General features: G+C 70.5%; 38 protein-coding genes and 3 tRNA genes. 17 read left to right on the top strand and 24 right to left on the bottom strand.

Annotation, left to right across the window (positions count from 1 at the left end):
* Positions 1-9: 9 nt before the first annotated feature.
* From CKO13_RS01570 to CKO13_RS01510, 13 genes are all read right to left on the bottom strand, one after another.
* Entirely contained in the window at positions 10-639 is a 630-nt protein-coding gene (locus tag CKO13_RS01570; protein ID WP_200256145.1) for a phage tail protein I, read from the bottom strand.
* A complete protein-coding gene (locus tag CKO13_RS01565; RefSeq protein WP_200256143.1) occupies positions 632-1,540 on the bottom strand; it encodes a baseplate J/gp47 family protein in 909 nt (302 codons plus the stop codon). Before CKO13_RS01565 ends, CKO13_RS01570 begins: the two co-directional genes overlap by 8 nt.
* Positions 1,537-1,878, bottom strand: coding sequence for a GPW/gp25 family protein (locus CKO13_RS01560; protein WP_200256141.1), 342 nt, complete (start codon positions 1,876-1,878; stop codon positions 1,537-1,539). Before CKO13_RS01560 ends, CKO13_RS01565 begins: the two co-directional genes overlap by 4 nt.
* 5 nt (positions 1,879-1,883) lie before the next feature.
* Positions 1,884-2,075, bottom strand: coding sequence for a hypothetical protein (locus tag CKO13_RS01555; RefSeq protein ID WP_200256139.1), 192 nt, complete (start codon positions 2,073-2,075; stop codon positions 1,884-1,886).
* On the bottom strand, positions 2,072-2,722 hold the full coding sequence (locus CKO13_RS01550) for a phage baseplate assembly protein V (RefSeq protein WP_200256137.1): 651 nt from the start codon (positions 2,720-2,722) through the stop codon (positions 2,072-2,074). The genes CKO13_RS01555 and CKO13_RS01550 overlap by 4 nt, the downstream gene beginning before the upstream one ends.
* A 62-nt stretch (positions 2,723-2,784) precedes the next feature.
* Entirely contained in the window at positions 2,785-3,234 is a 450-nt protein-coding gene (locus CKO13_RS01545; protein WP_200256135.1) for a phage virion morphogenesis protein, read from the bottom strand.
* Positions 3,221-3,688 carry a phage tail protein gene (locus CKO13_RS01540; protein ID WP_200256133.1) on the bottom strand — a complete coding sequence of 156 codons (468 nt, stop codon included), beginning with the start codon at positions 3,686-3,688 and terminating at the stop codon, positions 3,221-3,223. Before CKO13_RS01540 ends, CKO13_RS01545 begins: the two co-directional genes overlap by 14 nt.
* Positions 3,689-3,946 carry a hypothetical protein gene (locus CKO13_RS01535; RefSeq protein WP_200256131.1) on the bottom strand — a complete coding sequence of 86 codons (258 nt, stop codon included), beginning with the start codon at positions 3,944-3,946 and terminating at the stop codon, positions 3,689-3,691.
* Positions 3,947-3,982: 36 nt separating this feature from the next.
* Positions 3,983-4,195: a tail protein X gene (locus CKO13_RS01530; RefSeq protein WP_200256129.1), complete on the bottom strand. Its 213-nt coding sequence runs from the start codon at positions 4,193-4,195 to the stop codon at positions 3,983-3,985.
* Complete coding sequence (locus tag CKO13_RS01525; protein WP_200256128.1) at positions 4,192-4,653, bottom strand: head completion/stabilization protein; 462 nt, start codon at positions 4,651-4,653, stop codon at positions 4,192-4,194. Before CKO13_RS01525 ends, CKO13_RS01530 begins: the two co-directional genes overlap by 4 nt.
* Positions 4,654-4,744: 91 nt before the next feature.
* A complete protein-coding gene (gpM, locus tag CKO13_RS01520) occupies positions 4,745-5,419 on the bottom strand; it encodes a phage terminase small subunit (RefSeq protein WP_200256127.1) in 675 nt (224 codons plus the stop codon).
* 17 nt (positions 5,420-5,436) lie between these two features.
* Positions 5,437-6,477: a phage major capsid protein, P2 family gene (locus CKO13_RS01515; RefSeq protein WP_200256126.1), complete on the bottom strand. Its 1,041-nt coding sequence runs from the start codon at positions 6,475-6,477 to the stop codon at positions 5,437-5,439.
* Between the two features lie 19 nt (positions 6,478-6,496).
* Positions 6,497-7,348: a GPO family capsid scaffolding protein gene (locus CKO13_RS01510; RefSeq protein ID WP_200256124.1), complete on the bottom strand. Its 852-nt coding sequence runs from the start codon at positions 7,346-7,348 to the stop codon at positions 6,497-6,499.
* Positions 7,349-7,487: 139 nt separating this feature from the next.
* Between CKO13_RS01510 and CKO13_RS01505 the strand changes: the two genes are divergently transcribed.
* Together CKO13_RS01505 and CKO13_RS01500 are read left to right on the top strand one after the other, a co-directional pair.
* The gene (locus tag CKO13_RS01505; protein WP_200256122.1) at positions 7,488-9,245 is read left to right on the top strand and encodes a terminase large subunit domain-containing protein; all 1,758 of its coding nucleotides are present in this window, start codon (positions 7,488-7,490) and stop codon (positions 9,243-9,245) included.
* A complete protein-coding gene (locus CKO13_RS01500; RefSeq protein WP_200256120.1) occupies positions 9,242-10,234 on the top strand; it encodes a phage portal protein in 993 nt (330 codons plus the stop codon). Before CKO13_RS01505 ends, CKO13_RS01500 begins: the two co-directional genes overlap by 4 nt.
* 269 nt (positions 10,235-10,503) lie before the next feature.
* Here the strand turns inward: CKO13_RS01500 and CKO13_RS01495 are convergent, their stop codons facing one another.
* The 6 genes from CKO13_RS01495 to CKO13_RS01470 form a co-directional block, all read right to left on the bottom strand.
* Positions 10,504-10,752 carry an Ogr/Delta-like zinc finger protein gene (locus tag CKO13_RS01495; RefSeq protein WP_200256118.1) on the bottom strand — a complete coding sequence of 83 codons (249 nt, stop codon included), beginning with the start codon at positions 10,750-10,752 and terminating at the stop codon, positions 10,504-10,506.
* Positions 10,753-10,933: 181 nt separating this feature from the next.
* Positions 10,934-11,584, bottom strand: coding sequence for a hypothetical protein (locus CKO13_RS01490; RefSeq protein ID WP_200256116.1), 651 nt, complete (start codon positions 11,582-11,584; stop codon positions 10,934-10,936).
* Positions 11,581-12,372: a hypothetical protein gene (locus tag CKO13_RS12890; protein ID WP_200256115.1), complete on the bottom strand. Its 792-nt coding sequence runs from the start codon at positions 12,370-12,372 to the stop codon at positions 11,581-11,583. The genes CKO13_RS01490 and CKO13_RS12890 overlap by 4 nt, the downstream gene beginning before the upstream one ends.
* 2 nt (positions 12,373-12,374) lie before the next feature.
* Positions 12,375-13,307: a hypothetical protein gene (locus CKO13_RS01480; RefSeq protein ID WP_200256114.1), complete on the bottom strand. Its 933-nt coding sequence runs from the start codon at positions 13,305-13,307 to the stop codon at positions 12,375-12,377.
* Positions 13,308-13,349: 42 nt separating this feature from the next.
* Complete coding sequence (locus CKO13_RS01475) at positions 13,350-13,934, bottom strand: hypothetical protein (RefSeq protein WP_242467833.1); 585 nt, start codon at positions 13,932-13,934, stop codon at positions 13,350-13,352.
* A gap of 70 nt (positions 13,935-14,004) precedes the next feature.
* Positions 14,005-14,202, bottom strand: coding sequence for a hypothetical protein (locus CKO13_RS01470; protein WP_200256113.1), 198 nt, complete (start codon positions 14,200-14,202; stop codon positions 14,005-14,007).
* A 73-nt stretch (positions 14,203-14,275) separates the two neighbouring features.
* Here CKO13_RS01470 and CKO13_RS01465 point away from each other — a divergent pair, with 73 nt between their 5' ends.
* The 13 genes from CKO13_RS01465 to CKO13_RS01405 all read left to right on the top strand — a co-directional run bounded on the left by CKO13_RS01465 (position 14,276) and on the right by CKO13_RS01405 (position 20,808).
* On the top strand, positions 14,276-14,659 hold the full coding sequence (locus tag CKO13_RS01465; protein ID WP_200256112.1) for a helix-turn-helix domain-containing protein: 384 nt from the start codon (positions 14,276-14,278) through the stop codon (positions 14,657-14,659).
* A gap of 188 nt (positions 14,660-14,847) precedes the next feature.
* Entirely contained in the window at positions 14,848-15,267 is a 420-nt protein-coding gene (locus CKO13_RS01460; RefSeq protein ID WP_200256111.1) for a hypothetical protein, read from the top strand.
* Between the two features lie 295 nt (positions 15,268-15,562).
* Positions 15,563-15,778, top strand: a complete 216-nt coding sequence (locus CKO13_RS01455) for a hypothetical protein (RefSeq protein WP_200256108.1) — start codon at positions 15,563-15,565, stop codon at positions 15,776-15,778.
* Positions 15,775-16,047, top strand: a complete 273-nt coding sequence (locus CKO13_RS01450; RefSeq protein WP_200256107.1) for a hypothetical protein — start codon at positions 15,775-15,777, stop codon at positions 16,045-16,047. The genes CKO13_RS01455 and CKO13_RS01450 overlap by 4 nt, the downstream gene beginning before the upstream one ends.
* An 8-nt stretch (positions 16,048-16,055) precedes the next feature.
* A complete protein-coding gene (locus tag CKO13_RS01445) occupies positions 16,056-16,358 on the top strand; it encodes a hypothetical protein (protein WP_200256106.1) in 303 nt (100 codons plus the stop codon).
* 8 nt (positions 16,359-16,366) lie between these two features.
* On the top strand, positions 16,367-16,909 hold the full coding sequence (dut, locus tag CKO13_RS01440) for a dUTP diphosphatase (RefSeq protein ID WP_476702771.1): 543 nt from the start codon (positions 16,367-16,369) through the stop codon (positions 16,907-16,909).
* Complete coding sequence (locus tag CKO13_RS01435) at positions 16,909-17,436, top strand: hypothetical protein (protein ID WP_200256105.1); 528 nt, start codon at positions 16,909-16,911, stop codon at positions 17,434-17,436. The genes dut and CKO13_RS01435 overlap by 1 nt, the downstream gene beginning before the upstream one ends.
* Complete coding sequence (locus tag CKO13_RS01430; protein WP_200256104.1) at positions 17,437-18,354, top strand: recombination-associated protein RdgC; 918 nt, start codon at positions 17,437-17,439, stop codon at positions 18,352-18,354.
* On the top strand, positions 18,344-18,547 hold the full coding sequence (locus CKO13_RS01425) for a hypothetical protein (RefSeq protein ID WP_200256103.1): 204 nt from the start codon (positions 18,344-18,346) through the stop codon (positions 18,545-18,547). The genes CKO13_RS01430 and CKO13_RS01425 overlap by 11 nt, the downstream gene beginning before the upstream one ends.
* A 9-nt stretch (positions 18,548-18,556) precedes the next feature.
* Positions 18,557-19,069, top strand: coding sequence for a glycoside hydrolase family 108 protein (locus CKO13_RS01420; RefSeq protein ID WP_200256102.1), 513 nt, complete (start codon positions 18,557-18,559; stop codon positions 19,067-19,069).
* Complete coding sequence (locus CKO13_RS01415; RefSeq protein ID WP_200256101.1) at positions 19,066-19,644, top strand: hypothetical protein; 579 nt, start codon at positions 19,066-19,068, stop codon at positions 19,642-19,644. The genes CKO13_RS01420 and CKO13_RS01415 overlap by 4 nt, the downstream gene beginning before the upstream one ends.
* 2 nt (positions 19,645-19,646) lie before the next feature.
* Entirely contained in the window at positions 19,647-19,862 is a 216-nt protein-coding gene (locus CKO13_RS01410) for a DUF4224 domain-containing protein (protein WP_200256100.1), read from the top strand.
* On the top strand, positions 19,846-20,808 hold the full coding sequence (locus CKO13_RS01405; RefSeq protein ID WP_200256098.1) for a site-specific integrase: 963 nt from the start codon (positions 19,846-19,848) through the stop codon (positions 20,806-20,808). The genes CKO13_RS01410 and CKO13_RS01405 overlap by 17 nt, the downstream gene beginning before the upstream one ends.
* Before the next feature lie 27 nt (positions 20,809-20,835).
* Here the strand turns inward: CKO13_RS01405 and CKO13_RS01400 are convergent, their stop codons facing one another.
* From CKO13_RS01400 to CKO13_RS01385, 4 genes are all read right to left on the bottom strand, one after another.
* Positions 20,836-21,201, bottom strand: coding sequence for a hypothetical protein (locus CKO13_RS01400; RefSeq protein ID WP_200256096.1), 366 nt, complete (start codon positions 21,199-21,201; stop codon positions 20,836-20,838).
* 218 nt (positions 21,202-21,419) lie between these two features.
* A tRNA-His gene (locus CKO13_RS01395) sits at positions 21,420-21,495 on the bottom strand.
* A 35-nt stretch (positions 21,496-21,530) separates the two neighbouring features.
* Positions 21,531-21,607: transfer RNA gene (locus tag CKO13_RS01390), tRNA-Arg, on the bottom strand.
* 42 nt (positions 21,608-21,649) lie between these two features.
* Positions 21,650-21,726: transfer RNA gene (locus CKO13_RS01385), tRNA-Pro, on the bottom strand.
* A 154-nt stretch (positions 21,727-21,880) separates the two neighbouring features.
* Between CKO13_RS01385 and folD the strand changes: the two genes are divergently transcribed.
* Entirely contained in the window at positions 21,881-22,759 is an 879-nt protein-coding gene (gene folD, locus CKO13_RS01380; protein ID WP_200256094.1) for a bifunctional methylenetetrahydrofolate dehydrogenase/methenyltetrahydrofolate cyclohydrolase FolD, read from the top strand.
* A 34-nt stretch (positions 22,760-22,793) separates the two neighbouring features.
* Positions 22,794-23,192, top strand: a complete 399-nt coding sequence (locus tag CKO13_RS01375; protein WP_338034554.1) for a PilZ domain-containing protein — start codon at positions 22,794-22,796, stop codon at positions 23,190-23,192.
* Positions 23,193-23,205: 13 nt separating this feature from the next.
* Here the strand turns inward: CKO13_RS01375 and radA are convergent.
* Positions 23,206-24,387, bottom strand: a 1,182-nt coding sequence (radA, locus tag CKO13_RS01370; RefSeq protein ID WP_200256090.1) for a DNA repair protein RadA, incomplete at its 5' end; no start/stop codon positions are given.

The following is a 24,387-nucleotide window of genomic DNA, read 5'->3' as shown; positions in this document are numbered from 1 at the left end:
GGTCGGCTCCTATTCGGGGTAGACGGTCGTGGCGTCGACGCTGTCCAGGGCCGCGCCGTAGTAGTGGGCGCCGCTCACGGCCACGGTCTGGGGCTGGTACGGCAGGACGGCGGTCACGTCGCCGTCGTAGACGGCCGCGGCGTGGTAGTGGGTTCCGCGAGTCTCGCCAGCGAGATCCAGGCCGGTGATGTGGCGGCTGACCGGGCGGGCGTCGTCGATGAGGCGCTCGAGCTCGTCGTACATCTCCGAGGTTATGCCTCGGTCCCGCACGCCGATCTTGAGTGCGGCCGTACCGCGCTCGCCGGGCGGCTCAGTCTCCCACCACTCGATGACCTCCAGCAGGTAGCCAAGGGGCTCGATGACGCGGCGCAGGGCGGAGATCGTCCCCTTATGACGATGTACGTCCCAGCTCGCCTGGACCACCTGCCGCTTTTCCTCGGCGCTCCACCTGGGGTCCCACCTGTCGACGCTGACGGCCCAGGCGAGGTACGGAAGGAGATTCTCGGGGCAATCGGACGGCGTGGATAGCTCGCGCAGAGGGATGGGGACGCGCTGAATCTCCGCCAGTGCCTCGGCCGCTGCACGCTCGAGAGGCGTCGCGTTGCCGGGCAGGACCGGAGTGCGGTCATCGCTACTCATCGCTGCCGCCGATCTCTACCGTGGACTCCGTGCAGTACGCGGCCTCCGTGACGTCGACGACCACGTCCTCGACAGGGCTAGCCAGCTCCACGCGCTGTACGCCCTCGACGTGTAGCGCAGCATGCAGAGCAGAGATCCGGATGTCGCGGCCGAGGCGCTTCTGCTTGGTGACGTACGCCTGCAGCGACTCCTTCGCCGCTTCAAGAACGGGGTCCTGCTCGGGTCCGGGGTAGACATAGAGGGTCGCGTCCACGACGTAGTCGATGATCGTCGCCGACTGGACCGTGAGTAGATCCCCCAGAGGCCGGATATCTTCTGGCGACAGCGCTTCCTCGACAGCTGAAAGGAGGTCGTCGGAGGCAGACCCATCGCCCTCGGTGGACAGGACGGTCACCACAACCTCGGCGCCGGCCGGCGATGTGGCCGACACGTCAGCTACGCGACCATCCGCCGAGCGAGCGTGGTATTCGTACGCCTGACGGGGCCCGGCGACGCTCAGCCCCTCCCAGGCCTGCTGGGCGCGCAGGCGGAGGTCACGGTCCGACTCATACGTCGGCGGGATGGGGGGGACGGCATCTTCGTCCCCCTCTTCGATGGTCTTCCGCTCGACGTTGTAGTTGGCCGCGATCTGATCTAGATCGGAGCCCGTAGCGTAGGCGAGCATCCGCGCCCGGGCGGCATCGTTGACGCGTTGGCGCCAGACCAGCTCGCGGTAGGCGTTTTCCTGGAGGAGCTTGGCCACTGGCTCGGAGTCGCGGTCTATGACCTTTCGCCACTCCTCCCGGTCGTCCTCGCTGACCAGGTCCAGGAACGCGGCTTTTCGCTCTTCCAGGATCCCTTCGTAGTCCAGGGGCTCGACTACATCAGGAGCTGGTAGGCTGGATAGGTCGATCGCGCTCATGATGCCGGAGCTCCCACCATCGGCACCGCCAGCTCTACGCCCTCGCCTCGCAGCCGACCCTCAATCCGCAGCTGCCACCGACCCTGCACGGCGTCATCAGGGATCAGGCGCACGCGGGACAGGATCAGCTCAGGGACGTGGCGCATGACAGCATCGGTGACCGCCGATGACACGCGCAGGGCCGTCGCCGCATCGCCCGGCTCGTCGATGAGGTCAGGCACGCGGGAGCCGTAGTCGCGGCGCTCGACGCGGGTGCCTACGGGGGTAAGCACGACGTCCTCGACCCGCTGGCGGACCTGCTCGACCCCCGAGACCGAGCGCCCGGTGTAGCGATCCATCCCCATTACTGCACCGAGTAAGTCCCGGCCGAGGAGCCGCTCGTGACCGGCACTTCCGCGGACGACTGGATGTGCTCCACGACCGCCTTCGCCACGGCGTCCGCTAGGCGGTCAGCCTCCCCTTTCGAGAGGTTGAACCCCTGGGCCTCCAGCTCGGACTGGATCATGCTCGAGAGCGTCGACGTGCTCAGCATCACACCCCCGCTGATACCGTGGACGAGCCCGCCGGGTGCGGGTTGCCGGTGAAGGCGCAGGTGTGGGCCGTGGTGACCACCTGCCCCATGGCGCCGTTGAGCTCGATGGCCGCCGCCTCGACGGTTGCCTTTCCGGTGGCCGTCACCGACGCATCGCCCCCGGTGGTCGCCTCGAGGCTGCCCTTGGCGATCACCGTGGCGTCGCCGTCGGTGCTCACCTCGACAGGGCCGGCGGCCTGGACAGACGCGCTCCCCTCCAGCGATACCTGGGCGTCGCCGGGCAACGAGATCGAAAGCTTGTGCTGATCGCGGTCGTACTCGAAAACGGCGCCGTCGCCCATCTCCACGCGCCGCACCGTGGCGGCCCGCTCGGGGGCGGGGTACTGCCGGTAGTAGAGGCTGGCCATGACGATGGCCTGGCTGAGATCCCCCGAGGGCGCGATCAGCACGACCTGCTCGCCGACCTCCGGCGCCCACCAGGTGATGTCCGGGCCGGCGCTTTGCACCGCCCAGGGCAGCCAGCCGGTGAGCAGGTCCTCTACCTGGACCCGCACACGGGCGGCGTCGTAATCCGCCTCGGCCACCACCCCGTGGCGCACGAGGTTGGCCAGGCGGCGCCAAAGCTCAGCAGCTGACAGGTCGGCATCCATGTCGATGATGGTCGCACCGCGCGCGGCGCGCTGGGCTCCCCTGGAGAGGGTATACGCGGCTCTTACTCGCCGAGAAGGTGGTCCTGGAGGACGTCGCGCAGCCACTCGCGGTCCTCGCGGGAGAGACCGAGCAGCTTGCGCTCCGGGTACTCGTACCAGGGGCCCTGCGGTGTGACGCGGCTGCGTAGGCCGTACTGGTGGACCCGGGCGATGCGTGCGGACCGGCCGCGGTATCCGACGGCGGCGGCGTCTGCGTCGGCGGACGTCTTCAGGTGCTTGTTCTGCCGGAGCTTGCGGAACATCGCCCGGCGGCGCACGCCGCCGCCGCGCTGGCGCACCCGCGGCTCGTAGCGGGAGCCGTCGGGGTTCTCTTGGTCGGCGATGCGGGATCGGGTGCGCTGGCGCAGGCCTCGGGCTATGCGCTGGGCGAGGCGCCGGCGCTCGGAGGCCGACATCGCCTCCAAAAACGGATCGGCCCACTCGACGAGGTCCTGGAGGTCATCCGTCGCCATCGGTGTAGTCCACCAGGTGCTCGCCGTTGCCGTAGAGGCTCCACTCGTCGGCGTCCAGCGGTGTGCTGGAGAGGTCGGGCTCGCGGCTGTGGTGGAGGACGATGCCCTCCTCGGTATGTCGCACCCGGACTACCTCCGCGAGGTCGATCGAGATTGAAAGGTCCGCGGAGTCCGGGTTCAGGACGTCGGCCTCCCAGCTCATCGCCTCCTCGGGGTGCTGAGGGTGATGCTCGTCCAGCCACTGCAGGACCCAGTACGCGAGCTGGTCGAAGCGCCCCGAGTAGCCCAGGAAGATGATCTGCACCCGGTAGGGGATCTCGAACATTTCGTTGCGCCCGTGGGCCCGGCTCTTCACCCGCCCGGTCTCTGCCAGGATCTGGAGGTGGTCTGGGTCCGGCCGGATGGCCTCCGGCGCCCGGAGCAGGTGCTCCCGCAGGCTCGTCAGCAGCTGCATCTAGCCGCCCTCGCCGTCGCTGCGGTCGCTGCGGTCCTCGAGGATCCCGACGCGGGTCTCCAGGCGCTGGATCTTGGCCTGAACGCCATCGATCTGCTCCAACTTCTCAGAGAGGTTCTGGACCTCGGACTGCAGGCGCACGATCTCTTCTCCGGCCGTTGTGACGGCTGTGCCCACCCAGCCCAACGCCATCACGATCAGCGATACGGCGACGGTCTGGGCCAGCCTGCCCAGGGTGTCTACGGTCTTGTCGGTCATGATCCAGTCAACAGCTCGCGGCGGCCCCATCACCTGTTATTCCCACAGCTGGACACGGCCGTCCTCCGGGCGCGCCGGGGCTAGATCGGGCATGATCACGCGGGTCCCCATCGGCAGCACGGGGCCGAGATCAGCCAGCCCCGGGTTCGCCTCCAGCACGGCCTCGACGGCGCCGGCCGTGCGGCCGTAGTGACGCCAGGCCAGGAGGTCGACAGTATCGCCCTGGGCAGCCCGGACCTCGGTGCTCATATCAGCTCGACCGTGGTCAGCGAGCGGCCCAGGATCCGGCGGATGGCGTGACGCGCCTCGCGGCGGTAGCTATCGACCACGGCGACGTACTGGTCCGCCCGGTCGTGCCCATCGCTGGTGGTCTCGTTATCCCGGTACCACTCCAGGACGAGCGCCTTGGCCTCGGCGTAGACGGCGGAGCGATACCAGTGCACCAGGGCGGAGACGCCCCCGAGATCGCGCGCTGGCACATCCTCGAGAGAGGATGCGCCCTCGGCCTGGCGCTCGGATTGCCAGCCGTCGAGCTCGAGCTGGACGCTGCCCATCGCCGTGCGCAGCGCCTCGACGATGCGCTCGTCGGTGACGGTGTCGTGCGTGCGCGTGGCAGCGCGCCAAGCAGAGACCGAGACGTCCGGCCACCACCCCCCGGAGAGGGTCTGGTCGGAGCTGCTCGGGTCGTTGGTCGGCGCGAATACCACGTCGCCACCTCATGTAAGGGCGGGGCTGCGACGCGAGCCGTCGGCACCTGGCCAAACTGCTCGCGCCCGCCCCGCGGCGGGAGGGAGTCGGTTACCCGTCGGCCCCCTTGTCGGCCGACTTGCTCGCGGCGCGCTCGACGCGCTCGATGGCCTTCTTGACGCCGGCGCTCTGGTCGAGCTCCAGGGCGCGCCGCAGGTTGGACAGCGCCGCCTCGAGATCGCCCTGGCTTTCCAGGGCCAGACCGAGGCCCTTGTGCAGCTTCGCCCGCACCTCGTCGGGCATGTCCGCGTCGGCCGTCGCGTCGGCCGCGCGCTGGAGAAGATCGGCATCGACATCGCCGGGGTCGCGGCGCAGCGCGTAGTCCGCCACCTCCTCGGCGACCAGCGTCGGGGTGTCGCGCTTGTAGCCGTCCGGGGTTACGAGGCCGTGGCGCAGCGCGTACTCGGCGATATCGAGGCCGCCGGCGATGTCCCCGACGTCGAAGCGCCACACCATGACCGTCATGAGTACCTCGTCCTGCACCCCGGCGCCGGAGGCGATGACGCCAGCGACGTAGTCGGCGTAGGCCGGGAGGCGATCGCGCTTGCGCTCTGCCCGGGCCTCGAACGACTGGACCCCGCGGATCTCGCGCTTGTGCTCGGCCAGCTGCATCAGCTGGAGCTCGTACTGGCTGGCGTCGGCGTACGTCTGGCGGTCCCGGGCGGCGGCTGAGGCCGCCGCCAAGGTCCGCTCGTAGTGTCGCCGGGCGGGGGAGTTCCGCGGCATGCTCTACCTCCTCAGGATCAGCTGAACGCCGTGCCGTCCCAGAGCTTGATGTTCTCGGCGGCGCAGGCGGCGCTGAGGTCCTCGATGACGTAGGCCTCGTTGACCGACTCGTAGTTCTCGACCCGGTCCCGCTTGGGGTTGTCGATCACCATGCGCCGCCGGCTGCCGCGCTGGTAGTAGATCGAGAGGTTCGACTCGTCGGTCCCGACCAGCGTCACCATCAGGGTCCGCTCCGGGAAGAACGGCACCTCGGCCACCCGCAGGCCGCCCAGCCGCTTGTTGGAGATCATCAGGTCCAGGGCCCGGGCCTCGGTCGGCGTGCCGCCGTGCTCCTCGACCATCGGGAAGTACTTCTCGTCCACCAGCTCGGGGCCGGCCAGGACCATGAAGGTGGTGTTGCGGGCGTACCACGGGCCGAGCAGGCTCGAGCGCATGTCGTAGACCAGGGCGTCGAGGTTGCGGTAGTCGCCGTCGGAGTGCCCCACCTGGATCTCGCCGGCCGTCGCCCCCTCGGTCATCACCCGCTGCGAGGCCTCGTCGCGGAGCTTCTGGATCCAGCCGACGTTGACGTCCTCGAGCATGGTGTTGGTCGTGCGGTCCGTCGTGGCGGCCGCCTGGGTGCCGTTGAACCCGATCATGATCCGGTCGAGCGCCTGCTGGCGCAGGATCATGTCGCGGATCATCGTCTGGAACTCGGGCTTGTGCGCCCAGGCGTCCAGCTTGGCGTACGGGAGCGCCGTGTCGAAGTTGGTCTGCTCGCAGGTGTAGCCGCGGGCGCTGGAGTCGCTGACATCCGCCGGCTTGCGATCCTCCGAAGAGGTATCCGTGCGCCCGGCGATGGTCTGGGAGATCGACAGCCCCACCTTCTCGCCGCTTTGCTGGTCCACGCCCACGGAGTTGACCTGCTGGAGGAACGCCGAGGACTCCTGGATGTGGCGCTCCAGGGTCTGCTCGACGCTCGGCGCAGCGGCGAACTTGGTGCTGGCGTCCGGCACACCGTTGAGGTGGGCGAGGTGCTCCCGGTACGCCTCGAACTGCTTACGGGTGTCGTTGCGCATGATGATCCTCTCTCGTGGGTCAGCAGTCGGTCTTCAGGCCGCCGTCGCCGCCCGTCGCCGGCGGGCGCTCGGGCTCACTCCGGGCAGGGGTCTGGTCGAGGCTGGTCTCCATGGCCTGCACCCGCTCGGCCAGCTTCGAGACGTCCTCGGCGCTGGCGCTGGCCTGCTGGCGGCCGGCGAGCTGGTCGAGCTCGGCGCGCAGCTCGGACTCCATGGAGCCGACGTGCTCCGCCATCGACTCGATGGACTGGGCCACCTCGCTGAGCTCGTGATCCCGGCGCCGGCCCAGGAGCTCGCTCACCCGAGCGGAGAGGTTCTGGAGCAGCGTGCTCCGGCGTTCGCCGCTGCCGGTCTCGCCCCCGGCGCCCTCGCCGCCGCCTTTGTCATCGCCCCCCTCGTCGGCGAGCTCGAGCTGCGCCTCGACCTCGGGGCCGACGACGATGTCCGGCGCGCCCGAGGCGAACTGGCTGAACCGAAGCGGCTCGGTGCCGAGGACCGCCGGGGAATCGGTCACGGCCAGCCCCATCAGGTAGGCCTCGCCCGTGCCGGCGAAGTTGGTCGCCATCTCGATCGAGGAGTAGATCTTCTGGCGCTGGCGGTTCATCTCGATGAGCTGCGGCGTCGGCGCGAGCTGCGCGTAGAGCGCCAGCGTGCCGTCCTCATCCCGGGCGTCCAGCGCCATGACGTCGCCCAGGGCGTCGAATGGCGACCCCGGGACCAGGCCGCGGAAGTGCTCCGGCCAGATCCGCGCGCCGTAGGTGTTCTCGCGGTCGTAGTTGTCCGCCATCTGCTGGATCTGCTCGCGGCTGATCGAGCGGCCGTCGACGGTGTCGCCCTCGCGGGCCACGCGGAAGAACTTCGTCAGCAGCATGTCTCCATCCCACTTCGCCGGGGTTTCCAGCGAGGCTCGCGGACAGCGCGACCGCGCGCAACGCGCCGCGGGAGTATCAGCCGTAGATACTCCCGCGGCGGCACGGCTGCGCCAGGGCCACCGCGTACCCTCGGGAGGCATGGAAGCCGAGGCAGACGACACCCAGGAGCGCCACCGCGCCAAGCTGATGTACTGGCGCGGCTACCCCGTCGCCGAGATCGCCCGCCAGCTGGATCGCCCGCACTCCACGGTGCAGAGCTGGAAGCGCCGGGACGACTGGGACGGCACGCCCGTCATCCAGCGCGTGGAGTCGTCGGTCGAGGCCCGGCTCGCGCAGCTCATCGCCCGCGAGGACAAGGGCGAGTCGGAGCTCCGGGAGATCGATACCCTGCTCAAGAGCATGGAGCGGGCAGCCCGGATCCGGCGCTACGAGTCCGGCGGCAACGAGGCCGACCTCAACCCCAAGGTCAAGAACCGCAACCGCGCCCCCAAGCGAAAGCCCCGGAAGAACGAGATCACCGACGACCAGGCCGAGCAGCTGCGGGCCGCGTTCGAGGAGAGCCTGTTCGACTACCAGCGCCGCTGGCTCGAGGCCAAGGGCGAGCACCGCATCCGGAATATCCTGAAATCCAGGCAGATCGGCGCCACCTGGTACTTCGCCCGCGAGGCGATCACCGACGCCGCCGAGGGCGGCGGCAACCAGATCTTCCTCTCCGCCTCCAAGGCCCAGGCCCACGTCTTCCGGGGCTACATCGTGCAGATGGTCTGGGACGTGCTCGGCGTGGAGCTCAAGGGGGACCCGATCACGCTCAGCAACGGGGCCACCCTGTACTTCCTGGGCACCAACGCCCGGACGGCGCAGAGCTACCACGGCCACGTCTACATGGACGAGTACTTCTGGATCCCGCGGTTCCAGGAGCTGCGCAAGGTCGCCTCCGGCATGGCCATGCACAAGCAGTGGCGGCAGACCTACATCTCCACGCCCTCGGCCATGACCCATGAGGCCTACCCCTTCTGGTCAGGGGAGCACTTCAACCGCGGGCGCCGGCAGGACGAGCGCATCGAGCTGGACGTCTCCCACGACGCCCTCGCCGGCGGCCGGCTGTGCGAGGACGGCCAGTGGCGGCAGGTGGTGACGGTCGAGGACGCAATCGCCGGCGGGTGCGACCTCTTCGACCTCGAGCAGCTCAAGCTCGAGTACTCGGATGCCGAGTACCGCAACCTCTTGATGTGCGAGTTCATCGACGACACCGCCTCGGTCTTCCGGCTGGACCGGATCCAGGCTGGAATGGTCGACAGCTGGGCGGAGTGGTCGGACTTCAAGCCGCTGGCGCCGCGGCCGCTCGGCGAGCGCCCCGTCTGGATCGGCTACGACCCCAGCCGCACGCGGGACGACGCCGCCGTCGCCGTGGTCGCGCCGCCGGTCGCCGAGGGCGGCAAGTTCCGCGTCCTCGAGCGCCACAGCTGGTCCAGCATGCCGTTCCACGCCCAGGCCGACGCGCTCAAGCGCATCGCCGGGCGCTACAACGTCCAGCACATCGGGATCGACACCACCGGCATCGGCTACGGCGTCTACGACCTGGTCAAGCAGTGGTTCCCCGCGGTGCGGGCGATCAGCTACTCGCCCCAGGTCAAGACCCGGCTCGTGCTGCGGGCCCTGGAGATCATCGACGGCGGCCGCCTCGAGTTCGACGCCGGCGCCCGGGACATCGCCGGGGCCTTTATGTCCATCAGGCAGACGACCACCGGCTCCGGCGGCCAGGTCACCTACCAGGCCAGCAGGTCCGAGGAGCACGGCCACGGCGATCTGGCCTGGGCCGTCATGCACGCCCTCGAGCCCGAGCCCATGGGCGGGAAGAACCACCAGAACACCGGCTTCATGGAGATCTACGGATGACCGACGAGGCGACCGCCGAGGCCACCTCCGCACCCGCGCCCGCCGAGGCCTTCGCCTTCGGCGACCCCGAGCCTGTACTGGAAGGCGGCCAGATCCAGGAGCTGTCCGAGGCGATCTGGATGGGGCGCTGGTACGACCCGCCGGTATCCCCGGACGGCCTCTACCGCGCCTACAGATCCAACCCGCACCACAGCTCCGCGATCCAGGTGAAGCGCAACATCCTGATGAGCTGCTGGCGGCCCAGCAACCTCATCGGCCGCGGCGACCTCAGCCGCGCGATCCTCGACTACCTGGTCTACGGCAACCTGTTCCTGTGGGTGCAGCGCGCCCTCTCCGGCCGGGTGCAGCGCCTGCGCTGGCTGCCGGCCCGGTACATGCGCGTCGGCTCGGAGAGCTACTGGTACGCGCCGAGCTGGCTCGAGTACATCGAGTACGAGGGCGACATCGTCCACATCCAGGAGCCGGATCCCGGCCAGGAGATCTACGGCGTCCCCGAGTACCTGGCCGCCCTGCAGAGCGCGCTCCTCAACGAGGCCGCTACCCTCTTCCGGCGCAAGTACTACCTCAACGGTAGCCACGCCGGCTTCATCATGTACCTGACCGACGCCATCCAGCAGGAGGACGACATCGACAACATCCGCCAAGCCTTGAGGGACAGCAAGGGCCCCGGCAACTTCCGGAACCTCTTCCTCTACGCGCCCGGCGGCAAGAAGGACGGCTTGCAGATCATCCCGGTCAGCGAGGTGCAGGCCAAGGACGAGTTCTTCAACGTCAAGAACATCAGCCGCGACGACGTCCTCGCCGCGCACCGGATCCCTCCTCAGCTGATGGGCATCGTCCCGACCAACACCGCCGGCTTCGGCGACGCCGAGAAGGCGGCCAAGGTCTTCGCCCGCAACGAGCTCCAGCCGCTCCAGGCCCGCCTCGCCGAGGTGAACGACCAGGTCGGCGCGAACGTGCTGACCTTCGATTCCTACCAGATGGAGTAGCCGCTCCAGCATCACCTGGCGACAAGCGAAAGCCCCGCGCGGCGCAGCCGTGCGGGGCTTTTTCGTCCCGGCCCAGGCGGGCCCTGCCACCCCCCCCGGGTGGGGGTCTTCGACCCCGAGGCGCGCACTCTCCTCCCCGCCGCGCCTGCGCGTTTTTTGCACCGCGAACCGTGCATCTGCACGACTCCAGCGAGGCCGCCGCAGGCGCCGTCTCAGCGGCAAAAGCGCGGGCCATAAGGCACGCCCACATCCATGCGAGCTCATGCAGCTCACGTAGCCTCTCGGCGCTGCGAAGCCTGAACGCCTTCGCCAGCCGTCAGAGGTGCCTCCGGAAGCTCGACATCGGGATGCGGGCAGCGCGGCTGGGAGATCGTCAGGTACGCCTCGATCATGACCTTGAAGGTATGGCCGCAGTCCGGGTTCTGGCAGATCAGCTTCGCCTCTCTCGCTAACCGCGTCACCTGCTCGCTGGAGCGGATGATCGAAGGGGAGCTGCAGTGGGGGCAGAGTACCTTCATCGTGCGGAGCCTCCATCGTCAGGACGTGAGGGGTGCGCGCCCGGCTGGCCGCTTCGCTTCCACGGCAGCCGCGGCGGCGGCTCGATGCCGCGCCGGATGCCCCGGAAAACACCGACCACCGCCACGGCGCCGGCAGCTGCCGCGACGGTCGCCGCTACACCGAGCAAGGTCCACGCCCACATCACGCCACCCCCTTCACCGGCCGCCAGAGGTCAGCGGCCTCGATGTGCTCGACCAGGCCACGGTCGCGCAGCGACTCGAGCGCCGGCCGCGGGTCGGCGCCGAGGTAGCGCTGGACCTCGCTTGCCAGGGCCGCCCGGCGAGGAGCCGCGTCGGCGAGCGCGTCGCGCAGGGCAAACAGGACCGCCACCTCGGCGAGCGCCGCACGCATTTCGACTTCGGCCTCGCTCCCGGGGTCGCAGGGGCCGGCACCGTCCGCCTCGGTATCCGGGGCGTCGCCGGCGGCGGCCTGCCCGTCGATGCCGCCATCGCGCTCGGTTGCCGGCTCGCTGCCGTGGGAGACGCGCCCGGCGTCGCGGCTCTCGTCCTGATCCGCCGCGCCGGCGGCTCGGCCTTCGCGCCCAGCGGCACCGCCGGAGGCATCGGCATCACCGCCGCGGCGGCCACGCCCAGCCCCCGAGGATCCTCCGGCATCCCCGGCCGAAGGGGCCGCCGGGGTCATCGGCCGCGACTCGGCGGGCACGCGGCGGCGCTCAGGCGGCGCGGCGTGCTCGCGGCCTGGAGGTGGCCCGGGTCTGCTGGTGCGGTTCCAGCTGCCGCCGGCCACGCGGGCCGTCGGCCGTATGCCGCGCGTGCCCTCGTAGTCCTTCATGCCGCCGCCTCCTGGGACTCCAGCTCCTGGAGCTGCGAGAGCTGCCGCTGCCGCTCGGCCTCGAGTTCGTCGGGGCGGCCGCGCTCATCGCTGGCCGGCGAGGATCGGGGGCGCGACCCGGATGCGGCCCGGCGCAGGGCCTCAAGCTGCTCGGCGGGGTACGCGGGCTCGCCGCCCTCGCCGTCGCCGCCAGCCGTCAGCAGGCCCGCCACGCCCTCGGCGGTCGCCTCCGGCGCCGGGAGGTGGCGCTGGGCGGCTTCGCTGCTGAGCAGGCCCTGGTCGACGGCAGTCGTCAGCGCATCCCGGCGGCCCTGCACGTCGTGGCCCAGCGAGACCGCGGAGACCGGCGACTGCCCGGCGTCGACGGCCTCGCGGACGAGCCGGTTGTAGGCCTCCTTGAACGCCACCCGGGCGCCGACCTTGTCGCCGTCCTCGTAGATCGCCTGGGCGGCCTGGTGCCACGCCTGCTGCGCCTCGCGGGACTGCCAGACCACCGTGGCGCTCTCGTCAGCCGCCTCGATCGCCTGCGCCCAGGCCTGCTCGGCGGACGGCCACTGGTCGAGGTATGCCGACTGGATCGCGGCGATCACGTCCGCCGGCTTCGGCGCCCAGCGGCCGCGGTCCGGGTCCTGGATGTGGCGCGTGAGGCCGCCCTTGACCTCCTCGAGCTGGTAGCCGCCGAGGGCGTGCCACCACATCCCCATCGCGTCCCGCGAGAGCCCCTTGTCGTAGAGCTCCATCGTCGCCTGCAGAGCCCGTGCGAACTCCTGCTTGTCGCCCTGTTGCATCGTCAACCCTCCTCGAGGAAGGCCCTCACGGCCTCTTCGTTGCCCTCGGCGCCCCGCCGCGGTGCCGAGCGGCCGCCCTGGATGGCCTGGAGCCGCGGCCGCTCACGCTCGATCTCGTCGTTCCAGCGCTCCTGCTGCAGGTAGGTCGCGGGGTTGGGGACGTACCCGGCCACCCACTTCCGGTCCGTCCCCTGGCGGAGCTGGACGTCGGCGATGAGCTCGTCGGCTCTGCCGTCCAGCCCCTTGGCCTCCCACAGCTCCCGAGCCCTCTTCTTGCCGACCGCCTTGGGGTAGGTGCGCCACCAGTCCTCGAAGCGATCCCCCGGCGCGGGGGCATCACACACACCCGCGTCAGCGCGCTCGCCGGCGGCTCCCCCGTATCGGGTCTCCCCGGTGTGTGTGTGTGCCCCCATTCCGGACTCCCGGACCTCCGGAGGGGTGTTGGTCATTGCGGTGCAGCAAGGTGTTTCCCCGGTGTTATTCCCTCCCTCACCTTCTGCATCTAAGTCGCTGCCAGCGCTCGGGTTATCGGCTTCTTCGGTCGTGTTGGTCCTCCGGTGTTCGTCCCGTGTTGGTCCCGTGTTGGTCCTCGATGAGCCACACTGATCCCACGAGGCCAGTCGACAGCGGAAGACGAGGCCGCGCCTGGAGGTCCTGTGCCACTCGATCCACCCGGCGCGCTCGAGCTCACGGATCACGCCGCGGGCCTGCTCGCGGGTGTAGCGCTGCTCGCGGCGCTTGGAGCCGTGGGGAGGTAAATACTCGAGGGCTTCGCGGATCTGCTGGTAGGAGAGCGTGCGCTTGCGGCCGGCGATGCCTGTGCCGTAGTCCATGGCCGGCCGGATGACGGTGATGTAGAGGAGCTTGGCCTCGTGGGAGACGTGGGACGACTGCAGGGCCTCGAGCTCCTCCTCGTTGAGCTTGATGGCACTCATGGCCGCCCCCCGGGGGATTGATCGTGGGTCATCGTCACCCTCCTACGACACGCTCTGCAGCGCAGGGCCATGGCGGGCGATCTCGCGTGCGCGCTCTCGCATGGCAACCAGGTCGGCCTCCATGCGGTCGATGTCGCGGATCAGGCCCTCGAGATCGTCGCCGGAGTCCATCCGGCTGTCGGCCATGATCGTCGCCATGTCCTGGGTGATGGAACTGAAGTCATCGAGTATGGCGGCCCACGACTCCCCGTCCCCCTCCTGGCCGCCGGGGCGGCGGATGGCGCCGTAGCAGCCGAGGCGCTGGGCGAGCTCGCGGCGGCACTCGCTGCGGTAGGGCTCGTCGAGGGCTTCGACCCACGCCTCCTCGAGCTCCGCGGGCCAGTGGCGCTCGCCGGCGACGTAGCGCCGGATCTGCTGATCCCAGGCGCGGAGCAGCTTGCGCCACTCGTCGGCGCCCTCGACGTGCTGGAGGTCCGGGGCCGGCAGGCTGCGGTGGCCGCGCGGGACCAGCCGGCAGTAGGCCGCGTCGACGGCCTCGGCCCACTCTTCGTGCGACTGCCCAGTGCGGAGGCGCTGCTGCTCCGCATGGGCGATCAGCACCGCTTGACGTACGGGTGGATGGTTCAACTCTCCCTCCTCGGTCGCTGGTGACCCATGCTCTGGGTGTGCCTCCTGAGAGGAGACGGTCATGGGCGAGCTAAGCCGCATCGGCGCCACCTTCATCGAGGAGACGGGCCTTGAGCTCGGCCACCTTCTGGTATCCGGGGTTGGATATACGCCCTTGGGCGAACTTCGTGAGCCAGTGGTAGCCGATCCCCGTCTCTTCGCTGAGCCGGACCCATGTGCCCCGGCGCCGCTGCAGCTCAGCTCTAATGTCTTCGATGGTCGTATCCATGGGTGAGAATCTAGCAATCTATTGCTTAAACAGCAAGAGCCCTATTGCTACGGGGGTGCCCCATGCTTGGGGTATGGACGACGAAGAGACGCGCGCCATAGCCGAGAACCTGAGCAAGCTGATGGCCCACAAGGGGCACACCCAGGAGCGGCTAGCGAAGCTCGCCGGCGTGTCTCAGCGGACCATCAGCAACATGCTCCGGCCGGAGTCTGGTCACACCCGGACGCTCAACAGCCTGAAGTCCGTGGCGTCGGTCTACGGCCTCAAGGCCTGGACGCTGATGATCCCGGACCAGTCCCTCGACGCTCTGCTCGCTGGGAAGCGCATGGAGCGCGTCGTCTACTCTTACTCCCATGCAGATGATGAGGGCAAAAGGTACATAGAGCGGGTCTCTGAAAAAGAGTTTGCGTATCAAGTAGATAAAGACGCACCGGAGGGTCGCTCCAGGGCGAGCTGACCCTCTGAGATTGCCTCCCGCGACACCCCGCCCCTGGGACATCTGACCCCCTTCAAGCACTTTTTTGCTTGACTGCCTCCATTGCTAGCAATATATTGCTAGAAACAGCGCAAAGCAGGAGGCAGCAGATGCCACCCACCTACAACCGCCTCGATGACTTGCTCGCTCAGCGCTCAGGCGCCCAGAGGATGCGTACCCGGTTCGACGACCACGGCAACGGCTTCGAGCTCTGGGGCGACGGGTCGCCGGATGGGCTCCTCCAGGCCTGGTACTGCGCCGCCTGCCAGGCTCGCGTCTCTGACCCTGAGGAGGGCTGCAAGTCGTGCGGTGCCCCGGGGGTCGCCGGGCCTACCCGCCCTGCCGCGGATACAAAGCGCGGCTACGGCGTCGCGGCCAGGTTAGTCCACGCCCGCTCGCGGCAGGGGCAAGCTCGCGCCGGCGGCGGCCGGACGGCGAACACGCGGGCGCTGATGAGGCTAGAGGATGACATCTACGTGATCCTCTCCCAGCCGAGCATTGAGGAGGCGTGCCAGGCCGCCCAGGCCCTGGCCGCCGGCGCCGAGGCAGACGCGGAGGCCGCCCAGGCGACCAAGGAGCACCAGCGATGACCGGAGGAACGATGCCCGCCACCCCCTGCGCGCGGATCCGCTGGTACGCAACCGCGCCTCGGGCCAGCGCCGGGCAGCTACGCACCGTCGAAAACGGGCAGCTGTGCCGTTACTGGGTCCCGCGCCTGCGTGGCAGGAACGTCATGTGGAATGGCCGGTACAAGTTCCCCGACCGAGATAAGGCAGTCGGAGCCGCCCGCGCGTTTCGGGAAGCCTGCAGGCAAGAGGTTGAGGCTCTGGCAGCCGGCGCCAATTCAGACGCGGAGGCCGCCCAAGCGGCCAAGGAGCAGCATCGATGACCGGAGAAACGACGCCCGCCATCCCCTTCACTCCGAGGGCCCTGCCCGAGGGAGAGCGCGTCCAGTGGCGCGAGGTCGAGGGCGCCCTGGACCGCGCTATCCGTGTGCTGGAGCACGAGGACCCCCGGCTCGCCACGACAGCCGCCGAGCTTGTCCATGCCCGCGAGCAGCTCCGCGAGCTCTACCGGCGGCGCTATGAGGCACAGTCATGACCGCCGAGGAGCTGGACGACGCCACCCTCGCCGGCGCCTGCCGGCGGGTGCTGCGCGGCGGCGGCCCGGAGGCCGCGGAGGTGCAGGGCGCGCTGAGCCGGCGGTGCACCCGGTCGCTGCGCATCGACGACCCGGCCCTGGCGGCCGTGGCACTCGAGCTGATGACCGAGGGCGATCCGGACACGCAGATGGCGCTCGACGAGGCGATCGACGCCGAGCACGACCGCCAAGTCGAGCTCGCTATGAGCGGCCAGCTGCTGCTGGCCTAGGAGAGAGCATGGAGACGAGGACGCAGACGGTAGTGGACTTCGCCGCCGAGGCCGCTCGGCGCGGACAGCAGCTAGTGCCCGATGGCCGGGGCGGCATAACCGCGCGGCAGATGGACGGCGGCCCTCGCAGCCGGGAGTACACGGCGGTCGTCAACCTGCACCGCCGGCTGCGCCGCGAGGGCGTGCCTGGGTGGCTGTGCGCCTACGCCGAGGCCGCGGCGCGGCAGGCTGTCCGAGACGGCGCGGATTCCTACGACGCCATCGCCGCCGGCGTGGGCGTGATCAGCGACGGCGGCCCTAGCGCCGCGTAGGAGGGGTTGTGACGGACATGGACATCATCGACGACATGCGAGCGGCGGACGTGGCCGCCGAGGGCGCTCCCCGGGGCGATGACGGCGACGGCCGCCGCCGCATCGAGGCCCGCATCCTCGACCCGCGCCTCGGCAGCTGGTGGCCGATGCCGGGCTACGCCACCGACGGCTCGGCGGCGCTGGATCTGCGCGCCTGCATCGACTCCCCGAAGCTCCTGATCCCTGGCGACCGCCTGACGATCGGCACGGGCCTCGCCGTCCACATCGCTGACCCCGGGCTCGTCGGCATCGTCGCCTCGCGCTCGGGGCTGTCGCTCAAGCACGGGCTGCGGGTCGCCCAGGGCATCGGCGTCATCGACGCCGACTACACCGGCGAAATCGGGGTGATCCTCCACAACGAAGGCGGCGAGACCTACGCGCTGGAGCCCGGGGAGCGGATCGCGCAGCTCCTCATCCAGCCGGTGGAGCGGGTCGAGCTCGAGCCCGTCGAGGCGTTCTCGGCGGGGAGCGGGCGCGGCGCCGGCGGCTTCGGCCACACGGGGAGGTCGTGATGCTGGTGCTCGCCGATGGATCGCCTGGCGGCTGGCTCAACGGCCGCGCCGCGTCGCTGGATCAGCTCGAGACGCACGCCATGCCGCGCCGGCCGGCCGAGCATTTCGGCGGCTTGGACCCGCTTATCGCCGTAGCCCGGCTCGCCCTGGTGCGTCCGGGCACGGTCGAGCCGCGACGGATGCCGCTGATCCGGCTGCGCCAGCCAGCCGGCACCTGGTGCGCGATACCGCTTTGCCCGCGGCGCCACCGGCCCGCCGAGCTCATCACAACCTCGTCGCCGCGCTGGCGATCCCGCGAGGCGGCGCTGCGCGCGGCCGTCGCCGGGCAGGTCCGCGAGGCGCGACGCTGCTGCCGGCTCTCCGGCCCGGAGCGCCTTAACTACGGCATCAGCCGCGACCAGTGCCGGCGCGTTGTCGCCTGGGCGCGAAGCGTAGCCGGACTGCCGGGGCAGCCGGCCGGCTACGAGTCGATCATCCGGCCGGCGGTGCACGCCGACGGCCAGCTATCTCTGATTGAGGAGGTCTAGATGTGGTTCCGCAACCTGATCCCGTACCGCCTGCGCGAGGGCGTCGCCTACGACGCCGAGGTGGCCGAGTCCCGCCTGGCGTCGCTCGTCTTCTCGTCTTGCGGCCCTCTCGAGAGCCGCCGGAGCGGCTTCGTGCCGCCGCTCGGCCCCGAGGCGCCGCTGGCCCACGCCGCCGCCGGCTCGCTGCTGCTCTGCCTGCAGCAGGAGGAGAAGCTGCTGCCCGCCTCGGTGGTCCGCGAGACCCTCGACCAGCGCGCCCAGGAGCGCGAAGACGCCGAGGGCCGCAAGCCGTCCAAGCGCGAGCGCGGCCGGATGCGTGAGGAGGTCGTCCACGACCTGCTCCCGCGGGCGTTCAGCCGCTACAAGCGGACCTGGGGCTACATCGACACCGAGACCGGATACCTGGTGGTGGACGCCAGCTCCGATAAGCAGGCCGAGCACTTCGTCGAGCAGCTGCGCGAGGCGTGGGGTGACCTTGCCCTGGGGCCGCCGGAGACCTGGATGCCGCCGAGCGCGGTCATGACCCGCTGGCTCGCGCAGCAGGAGCCGCCCGGCGACGTCGAGCTCGGCGACGAGGTCGTGCTCGAGGACCCCAACGCCGAGGGCTGCGAGGTCCGGGTGAAGCGCCAGGACCTGACCGCCGGCGACATCCGCGCCCACATCGACCACGGCAAGCGCGTCCAGCGCCTGGCGCTGACCTACGCCGAGCGGATCAGCGGCGTGCTCGACACGGGGCTCGCCCTGCGCCGGCTGCGCTTCAACGACATCGTCCGCGAGCAGGCCGGCGACCGCGACGCCGAGACCGAGGCCGAGCAGCTCGACGCCGACTTCGCCCTCATGGCCCTGGAGCTGCGCGCGATGCTGCCGCGGATGCTCGAGTGGTTCGGCGGTGAGGAGGGTGTGCGCCATGCGGCTTAGGTGCCCGACGTGCGGCCGCACGCGGGTCGAGGCGCACTTCCCGATGGCCCACGGCGGCAACCGCCAGGGCGAGTGCCGGGACTGCGCCAACGTCCGCCGCGCCGAGCAGCGCCGGCGGCGACACGGCCCGCGGCGCGGCATCACCCACCGGCTGGTACTGGACGACGCTGATCTGCGCCGGGTGCGGCGCTAGGAGGAGAGCATGGATACGGAGACGATCATCGACCACATCATCGAGCGCGAGGGTGGCTTCGTCCACGACCCGGACGACCGCGGGGGCGCCACGCGGTACGGCGTGACGCGCGAGACCCTCAGCGAGTACCGCGGTGAGCCGGCGAGCGTCGAGGACGTGCGCCAGCTCACCGAGGCGGAGGCCCGGCAGATCTACCGCAAGTGGTACGTCGAGGGGCCGGGCTACGACGCCGTCGAGGACGGCGCGCTGCGGGCGCTGCTCGTGGACTCGGCCGTGCAGCACGGCCCGTCGCGGGCTACCCGGTGGCTCCAGCGCGCCGCCGGTGCCAAGGCCGACGGCGTCTTCGGCCCGCAGACGGCGGAGGCGGTGTCGAGCCGTCCGGCTGATCAGCTCTACGCCGGCGTGCTCCGCAGGCGCGCCGAGGCCTACGGCCAGCTCATCACCGAGGACCCCTCTCAGGCGCGCTTCGCTCACGGCTGGATGCGCCGGCTGGGTGAGTTCATCGGCGAGGAGGTGGCATGAACTGGAAGGAGCTCGGAGGCACGATCGCCGACATGGGCGCCGACCTGCTCGGCGAGGCGCTGCCCTTCCCCGGCGCCGGGGCGGCGGTGGATGCCCTCGCCGCCGCCTTCGGCGGGGAGCGGGACCCCGACCGGATCGCCGAGGCGGTCAAGGCGGATCCGAAAGCGGCGGCGAAGCTGCGCGAGATCGAGTCCGAGCACGAGTCGGCGCTGGCGCGGGAGATCAGCCGCCGGCAGTCGGCGGTCAACGAGACGATCCAGGCCGGTTACCGCCAGGGGGTGCTCTGGCGGCGGGCCGTGGGCTGGAGCCTGGCCGTCGTCGCGCCGGCGGTGATCATCGGCGGTTTGGGGCTCGGCGCCTACGCGGTGAGCACCGGGCAGCCGGGTCTTATCAAGCACATCCCGAGCGTCGTCGAAGCGACAGCGCCGGTGTGGTACGTCTACCTGACGACGCTGGGCATCGCCGGCTACCAGGAGGGGCGCCTCGGGCGCGCTCTCGCCGGGGACAAGGGTGGCGGCGGCGGGGTCGCCGCGGCGCTCCAGGCCCTACGCGGCAGCGGCGGGAAGGAGGGATAGCCGTGCTGATCCTGGGGTTTGACGAGGTGCGCGAGCTCACCGGCTACCAGATCCCGAGCAAGCAACGCGAGGCGCTGGACCGAGCCGGGATTCGCTACGTCGTCGGCCGCGACGGCTATCCGCGCATCCCTCGGGACTGGCTCGCGCAGTCGCAACAGCACTATCCTGGCCGGCGAAAGGAGCCGAACTTTGGCGCGCTCAATGGGAAGACGACGTAAGCGGGACAAGGATCTGCCGCCCCGGGTGTACCTGCGCCACGGGGCGTACTACTTCGTCGACCACGGCGGCCGATGGCACCACCTGGGCCGCGACAAGCGCGAGGCGCTGCGCCGCTACGCCGACGTGGCGACGGTGCCGCAGGCGGTGAGCCTGGGGGCGTGGATGGACCGCTACTTGCGCGAGATCGTCCCGCGCAAGGGCCAGCGCACCCAGCGGGACAACGCCGCGGAGATGGAGCGGCTCCGGTCCGTCTTCGGCGACATGCTGCCGGACGAGGTGCGCCCGGGCGACATCTACCGCTACATCGACGCCCGCGGCGCGCCGACCCGGGCGAACCGCGAGATCGCCCTCCTCTCCCACCTCTACACCCAGCTCATCCGCTGGGAGGTCGTCGAGCACAACCCCTGCCGCGGGATCGAGCGCAACCGCGAGCGGCCCCGGCAGCGCTACGTCACCGACGAGGAGTTCTGGGCGGTGCACGACATCGCCGCGCCGGTGCTCCAGCTCGGCATGCGACTGGCCGTGCTCACCGGAGTGCGCCTGGGGCGGATGCTCAGCCTGCGCCGCGAGCACGTCACCGACGACGGTTTGATGGTCCCGGCAACGAAGGGCGGCCGGCCGCTGCTCGTCGAGTGGACGCCGGAGCTGCGCGATGTGGTCGACGGCCTGGAGCGGCTGCGCGCCGTCGCCAGCGTCTACCTGGTCGCCCGGCGCGACGGGCAGCCGTACACCCGCGACGGCTGGCAGTCGATGTGGACGCGCACGCGGGATCGGGCACTGGCCGAGGGGCTCATCGCCGAGCCCTTCAGCTGGCACGACCTGCGCGCCAAGGCCGGCAGCGAGGCCGGCGATGAGGAGCTCCTGGGCCACCAGGACATGCGCGTCTTGAGGCGACACTACCAGCGGGCGCCGCGGCGGGTGCGGCCGAATCGGGTGGAGCGGTGAGGCCCGGAGGCCTCACCTTGGAAAGGCTCAAGCGGTGGATGGGGCGCCGCTATTACTGCCGGCGCTCTTGCTGACGCCGATGGTCGCCAGGATTCCGCCGGCCAATGAGAGCGCCATGAACAGCGCCACGAATGTCCCGCCCAGGGCAGAGCCGAGGATGGACGAGACGATGATGAACGCGCCGGGCTTTTTGGACTTGGCCCCTATGGCCACAGCCCCCAGGACGATGTTCAGGAACGAGAACAGCACTCCGCCCCACCCCAGCCAGACGACCGTTTGAGCGTGCTCTGTCTCGAAGGCGGAATTAACGCCGCCAACCATGAGCGTGAAGATAGCCGCGAACACGGCGAAGACCCCTGCGATCAGGGTGATGATGCCACCTGCCTTCTGCATGACTGCCTCCTTGCTCGGCTTCGCGCGGAGAAGCGGTGGGCACGGATGCCGCGGTGCCGGCGATCCATGCCCTCGCGCCTTGAGCGTGCCATCCAACGGCCTCGGTATCGACCCCCTGATGGGGCGAGCTGGGCATCTTTGGCGAGCTGAGTTTTGGACAGCTGTCCAAAAAAAGAGCCCGACCTCGTGGCCGGGCTCCTTTATCTGCTTGATCTGTATGGGGTGAGCGGCGGGACTCGAACCCACGACCTCCGGAGCCACAATCCGGTGCTCTACCGGCTGAGCTACGCTCACCACTGTACTTGAATCGGCCTTCATCGCCGCCTTGATGGCGCGCCCGGCAGGGCTCGAACCTGCAACCTTCGGCTTAGAAGGCCGATGCTCTATCCCGTTGAGCTACGGGCGCAGCGCTCGGTACGCCCCACTGTACGCGGCTTGCCTCGCCACGTGGTCGGGGTGGAGGGATTTGAACCCCCGACTCCCTGCTCCCAAAGCAGGTGCGCTACCAGACTGCGCTACACCCCGTGCCGCCAGCGCCACCGGCACTGGCCTGCGGTGCTGTCTTTAAGGTTAAGATTCTAGCGAGGGGCGCCGTCCCCGTCAAACGCCGCGCCCTCGTTGCCGCACCCCATGCGACATGAGAGAATCTTATTTTTAACAGTACATTAAAGGGCCGGTCATGGTAGCGCAAGTCCTGGATGGGAAGGCCATCGCGGCGAAGCGCCGCGCACTCGTCGCCGACGCCGTCACCGAGCGGCTCAACCGCGGCCTGCGCCGGCCGGGGCTGGCGGTGATCCTGGTCGGCAGCGATCCCGCCTCCTCCATCTACGTGCGCAACAAGCGCCGCGCCTGCGAGGAGGCGGGGATCCTCTCCCGCGCCTACGACCTCTCCCCGGAGATCAGCGAGCGCGAGCTGCTCGAGCGCATCGACCGGCTCAACGCCGACCCGGAGATCGACGGCATCCTCGTCCAGCTGCCGCTGCCCGGCCACATCGACGAGCAGACCGTCATCGAGCGCATCCACCCCGTCAAGGACGTCGACGGCTTCCACCCGGAGAACATGGGCCGGCTCGCCCTGCGGCTGCCCGGCCTGCGCCCGTGCACCCCCCGCGGCGTGATGACCCTGCTCCACCACACCGGCCTCCAGCTCGAGGGCAAGGACGCGGTGGTCCTCGGCCAGTCCAATATCGTCGGCCGGCCGATGACCCTGGAGCTGCTCAACGCCCGCTGCACGGTCACCGTCTGCCACAGCCGCACCCGCGGGGTCGCCGAGCGCGTGCGCCAGGCCGACCTGGTGGTCGCCTCCGTGGGCAAGCCCGGCCTTGTGCGCGGCGACTGGATCGGCGAGGGCGCCGCGGTCATCGACGTCGGCATCAACCGCCTCGACGACGGCCGCCTGGCCGGCGACGTCGCCTTCGAGGAGGCCCGGGAGCGGGCGGCCTGGATCACCCCGGTCCCCGGCGGCGTCGGCCCGATGACCGTCGCCACCCTGCTCGAGAACACCGTCGACGCCGCACAGCACCGCGATGAGCTTAGCAGCGCCAACGTGCTAAGCTGACCGTTACTCAGGTCACCAGCACGGCGGCGGGGTGATGCGGATGGCACCAAGGGATAGGGAGAGACGCCGGTTCAGCCGCGTGCAGTTCCACGCCCCCGCCCGGCTGCGGATCGAGGGCCGCCAGGCGGCGTACGCCGTCGAGGTCATCGACCTGTCCATGCAGGGCGCCCTCGTGCGCCTCGAGGAGGGGGCGCCCCCGCCCGCCGCGGTGGCCGACACGGACGACCGCGTGGTCCTCGAGATCTCGCTGAGCGAGGCAGACCGCATCGCCATGGAGGCGCAGCCGGCCCACTGGCACGAGGCGGATATCGGCCTGCGCTGCCAGCGCATCGACCTCGACAGCATGATGCACCTGCGCAGCCTCCTCGAGGCCAACCTCGCCGATCCCGATCAGGTCCACCGCGAGCTCACGCAGCTGGTCCGCGACAACTGACCCCGCCCCCCGCCTAGCCCATCAGGACCTCGAGCGCCTCGGCCAGGCGCTGCACGCCGTGGACCGCCATGCCGCTGATCCGCCGGCGCGGGACGTTCTTCGCCGGCACGACGGCGCTGGTGAAGCCGTGCTTGGCCGCCTCCCGCAGCCGCTCCTCGCCGCCGGGCACCGGCCGGACCTCGCCGGCGAGGCCGAGCTCGCCGAAGGCCACCGAGTCGCGGGCCAGCGGCCGGTCGCGCAGGCTCGAGAGGACCGCGGCGAGCGCCGGCAGGTCCGCCGCCGTCTCCTGGACGCGGACCCCGCCGACGACGTTGACGAAGACGTCCTCGCCGGCCGTGGCGACCCCGCCGTGGCGCTGCAGGACCGCCAGCAGCAGGGCCAGGCGGCTGGCGTCGAGCCCCACGGTCACCCGGCGCGGCTGGCTCAGCGCCGAGTCGGCCACCAGGGCCTGGACCTCGAGCAGCAGGGGGCGGCTGCCCTCGCGGGTGACGAAGACGGCGCTGCCGGGCACCGCCTGCTCGTGACGGGAGAGGAAGATCGACGAGGGGTTGCGGACCTGGCGCAGGCCGTCGTCGGCCATGGCGAAGACCCCGAGCTCGTTGGCCGCCCCGAAGCGGTTCTTCGCCGCGCGCAGGACGCGGTAGCGGCTGCCCTGGTCGCTCTCGAAGTAGAGGACCGTGTCGACCATGTGCTCGAGCACCCGCGGCCCGGCCAGCGCCCCCTCCTTGGTCACGTGGCCGACGAGGATCACCGCCGTGCCCGTGGTCTTGGCCAGGCGCACGAGCTGCCCGGCGCTCTCGCGGACCTGCGCCACCGAGCCGGGCGCCGAGCCCAGCGCCGCGGTGTGCACGGTCTGCACCGAGTCGACGACCAGCGCCTGGGGGTGCAGCTGCTGGGCGCTGGCGACCACCTCCTCGACAGCGGTCTCGGCCATGAGCTTCAGCGCCTCGTCGGCCACGCCGAGGCGCTGGCCGCGCAGGGCCACCTGCTGCAGCGACTCCTCGCCGGTGGCGTAGAGGGCGGGGTAGTGGCGCGACAGCGCCGCCAGGGTCTGGAGCAGCAGCGTCGACTTGCCGATGCCCGGATCGCCGCCGATGAGCACCACCGAGCCGGGCACCAGGCCGCCGCCGAGGACCCGGTCGAGCTCGGCGGAGCCGGTGGTCAGCCGCGGCTCCGGCGCCGTCGAGACCTCGGC

Source organism: Halorhodospira neutriphila (assembly GCF_016584055.1).
In the GTDB taxonomy this organism is placed as follows: Bacteria; Pseudomonadota; Gammaproteobacteria; order Nitrococcales; family Halorhodospiraceae; genus Halorhodospira; species Halorhodospira neutriphila.
The sequence above is the reverse complement of the archived record's forward strand: the minus strand, read 5'-3'. Positions and strand labels throughout refer to the sequence as shown.

Excerpts from the sequence above, each read along its gene's own strand:
- CKO13_RS01550 (WP_200256137.1), bottom strand. The coding sequence starts at position 2,722 with ATGGATGCCGACCTGTCAGCTGCTGAGCTTTGGCGCCGCCTGGCCAAC.
- CKO13_RS01500 (WP_200256120.1), top strand. The coding sequence starts at position 9,242 with ATGACCGACGAGGCGACCGCCGAGGCCACCTCCGCACCCGCGCCCGCC.
- CKO13_RS01495 (WP_200256118.1), bottom strand. The coding sequence starts at position 10,752 with ATGAAGGTACTCTGCCCCCACTGCAGCTCCCCTTCGATCATCCGCTCC.
- CKO13_RS01435 (WP_200256105.1), top strand. The coding sequence starts at position 16,909 with ATGCTGGTGCTCGCCGATGGATCGCCTGGCGGCTGGCTCAACGGCCGC.
- CKO13_RS01565 (WP_200256143.1), bottom strand. The coding sequence starts at position 1,540 with ATGAGCGCGATCGACCTATCCAGCCTACCAGCTCCTGATGTAGTCGAG.
- CKO13_RS01560 (WP_200256141.1), bottom strand. The coding sequence starts at position 1,878 with ATGGATCGCTACACCGGGCGCTCGGTCTCGGGGGTCGAGCAGGTCCGC.
- CKO13_RS01430 (WP_200256104.1), top strand. The coding sequence starts at position 17,437 with ATGTGGTTCCGCAACCTGATCCCGTACCGCCTGCGCGAGGGCGTCGCC.
- CKO13_RS01445 (WP_200256106.1), top strand. The coding sequence starts at position 16,056 with ATGGAGACGAGGACGCAGACGGTAGTGGACTTCGCCGCCGAGGCCGCT.
- gpM (WP_200256127.1), bottom strand. The coding sequence starts at position 5,419 with ATGCCGCGGAACTCCCCCGCCCGGCGACACTACGAGCGGACCTTGGCG.
- CKO13_RS01490 (WP_200256116.1), bottom strand. The coding sequence starts at position 11,584 with ATGAAGGACTACGAGGGCACGCGCGGCATACGGCCGACGGCCCGCGTG.
- CKO13_RS01530 (WP_200256129.1), bottom strand. The coding sequence starts at position 4,195 with ATGAGCACCGAGGTCCGGGCTGCCCAGGGCGATACTGTCGACCTCCTG.
- CKO13_RS01545 (WP_200256135.1), bottom strand. The coding sequence starts at position 3,234 with ATGGCGACGGATGACCTCCAGGACCTCGTCGAGTGGGCCGATCCGTTT.
- CKO13_RS01480 (WP_200256114.1), bottom strand. The coding sequence starts at position 13,307 with ATGAGTGCCATCAAGCTCAACGAGGAGGAGCTCGAGGCCCTGCAGTCG.
- CKO13_RS01450 (WP_200256107.1), top strand. The coding sequence starts at position 15,775 with ATGACCGCCGAGGAGCTGGACGACGCCACCCTCGCCGGCGCCTGCCGG.
- CKO13_RS01455 (WP_200256108.1), top strand. The coding sequence starts at position 15,563 with ATGACCGGAGAAACGACGCCCGCCATCCCCTTCACTCCGAGGGCCCTG.
- folD (WP_200256094.1), top strand. The coding sequence starts at position 21,881 with ATGGTAGCGCAAGTCCTGGATGGGAAGGCCATCGCGGCGAAGCGCCGC.
- CKO13_RS01470 (WP_200256113.1), bottom strand. The coding sequence starts at position 14,202 with ATGGATACGACCATCGAAGACATTAGAGCTGAGCTGCAGCGGCGCCGG.
- CKO13_RS01465 (WP_200256112.1), top strand. The coding sequence starts at position 14,276 with ATGGACGACGAAGAGACGCGCGCCATAGCCGAGAACCTGAGCAAGCTG.
- CKO13_RS01540 (WP_200256133.1), bottom strand. The coding sequence starts at position 3,688 with ATGCAGCTGCTGACGAGCCTGCGGGAGCACCTGCTCCGGGCGCCGGAG.
- CKO13_RS01375 (WP_338034554.1), top strand. The coding sequence starts at position 22,794 with ATGCGGATGGCACCAAGGGATAGGGAGAGACGCCGGTTCAGCCGCGTG.
- CKO13_RS01400 (WP_200256096.1), bottom strand. The coding sequence starts at position 21,201 with ATGCAGAAGGCAGGTGGCATCATCACCCTGATCGCAGGGGTCTTCGCC.
- CKO13_RS12890 (WP_200256115.1), bottom strand. The coding sequence starts at position 12,372 with ATGCAACAGGGCGACAAGCAGGAGTTCGCACGGGCTCTGCAGGCGACG.
- CKO13_RS01505 (WP_200256122.1), top strand. The coding sequence starts at position 7,488 with ATGGAAGCCGAGGCAGACGACACCCAGGAGCGCCACCGCGCCAAGCTG.
- CKO13_RS01420 (WP_200256102.1), top strand. The coding sequence starts at position 18,557 with ATGGATACGGAGACGATCATCGACCACATCATCGAGCGCGAGGGTGGC.
- CKO13_RS01460 (WP_200256111.1), top strand. The coding sequence starts at position 14,848 with ATGCGTACCCGGTTCGACGACCACGGCAACGGCTTCGAGCTCTGGGGC.
- CKO13_RS01405 (WP_200256098.1), top strand. The coding sequence starts at position 19,846 with ATGGGAAGACGACGTAAGCGGGACAAGGATCTGCCGCCCCGGGTGTAC.
- CKO13_RS01570 (WP_200256145.1), bottom strand. The coding sequence starts at position 639 with ATGAGTAGCGATGACCGCACTCCGGTCCTGCCCGGCAACGCGACGCCT.
- CKO13_RS01425 (WP_200256103.1), top strand. The coding sequence starts at position 18,344 with ATGCGGCTTAGGTGCCCGACGTGCGGCCGCACGCGGGTCGAGGCGCAC.
- CKO13_RS01535 (WP_200256131.1), bottom strand. The coding sequence starts at position 3,946 with ATGACCGACAAGACCGTAGACACCCTGGGCAGGCTGGCCCAGACCGTC.
- CKO13_RS01515 (WP_200256126.1), bottom strand. The coding sequence starts at position 6,477 with ATGCGCAACGACACCCGTAAGCAGTTCGAGGCGTACCGGGAGCACCTC.
- CKO13_RS01415 (WP_200256101.1), top strand. The coding sequence starts at position 19,066 with ATGAACTGGAAGGAGCTCGGAGGCACGATCGCCGACATGGGCGCCGAC.
- CKO13_RS01510 (WP_200256124.1), bottom strand. The coding sequence starts at position 7,348 with ATGCTGCTGACGAAGTTCTTCCGCGTGGCCCGCGAGGGCGACACCGTC.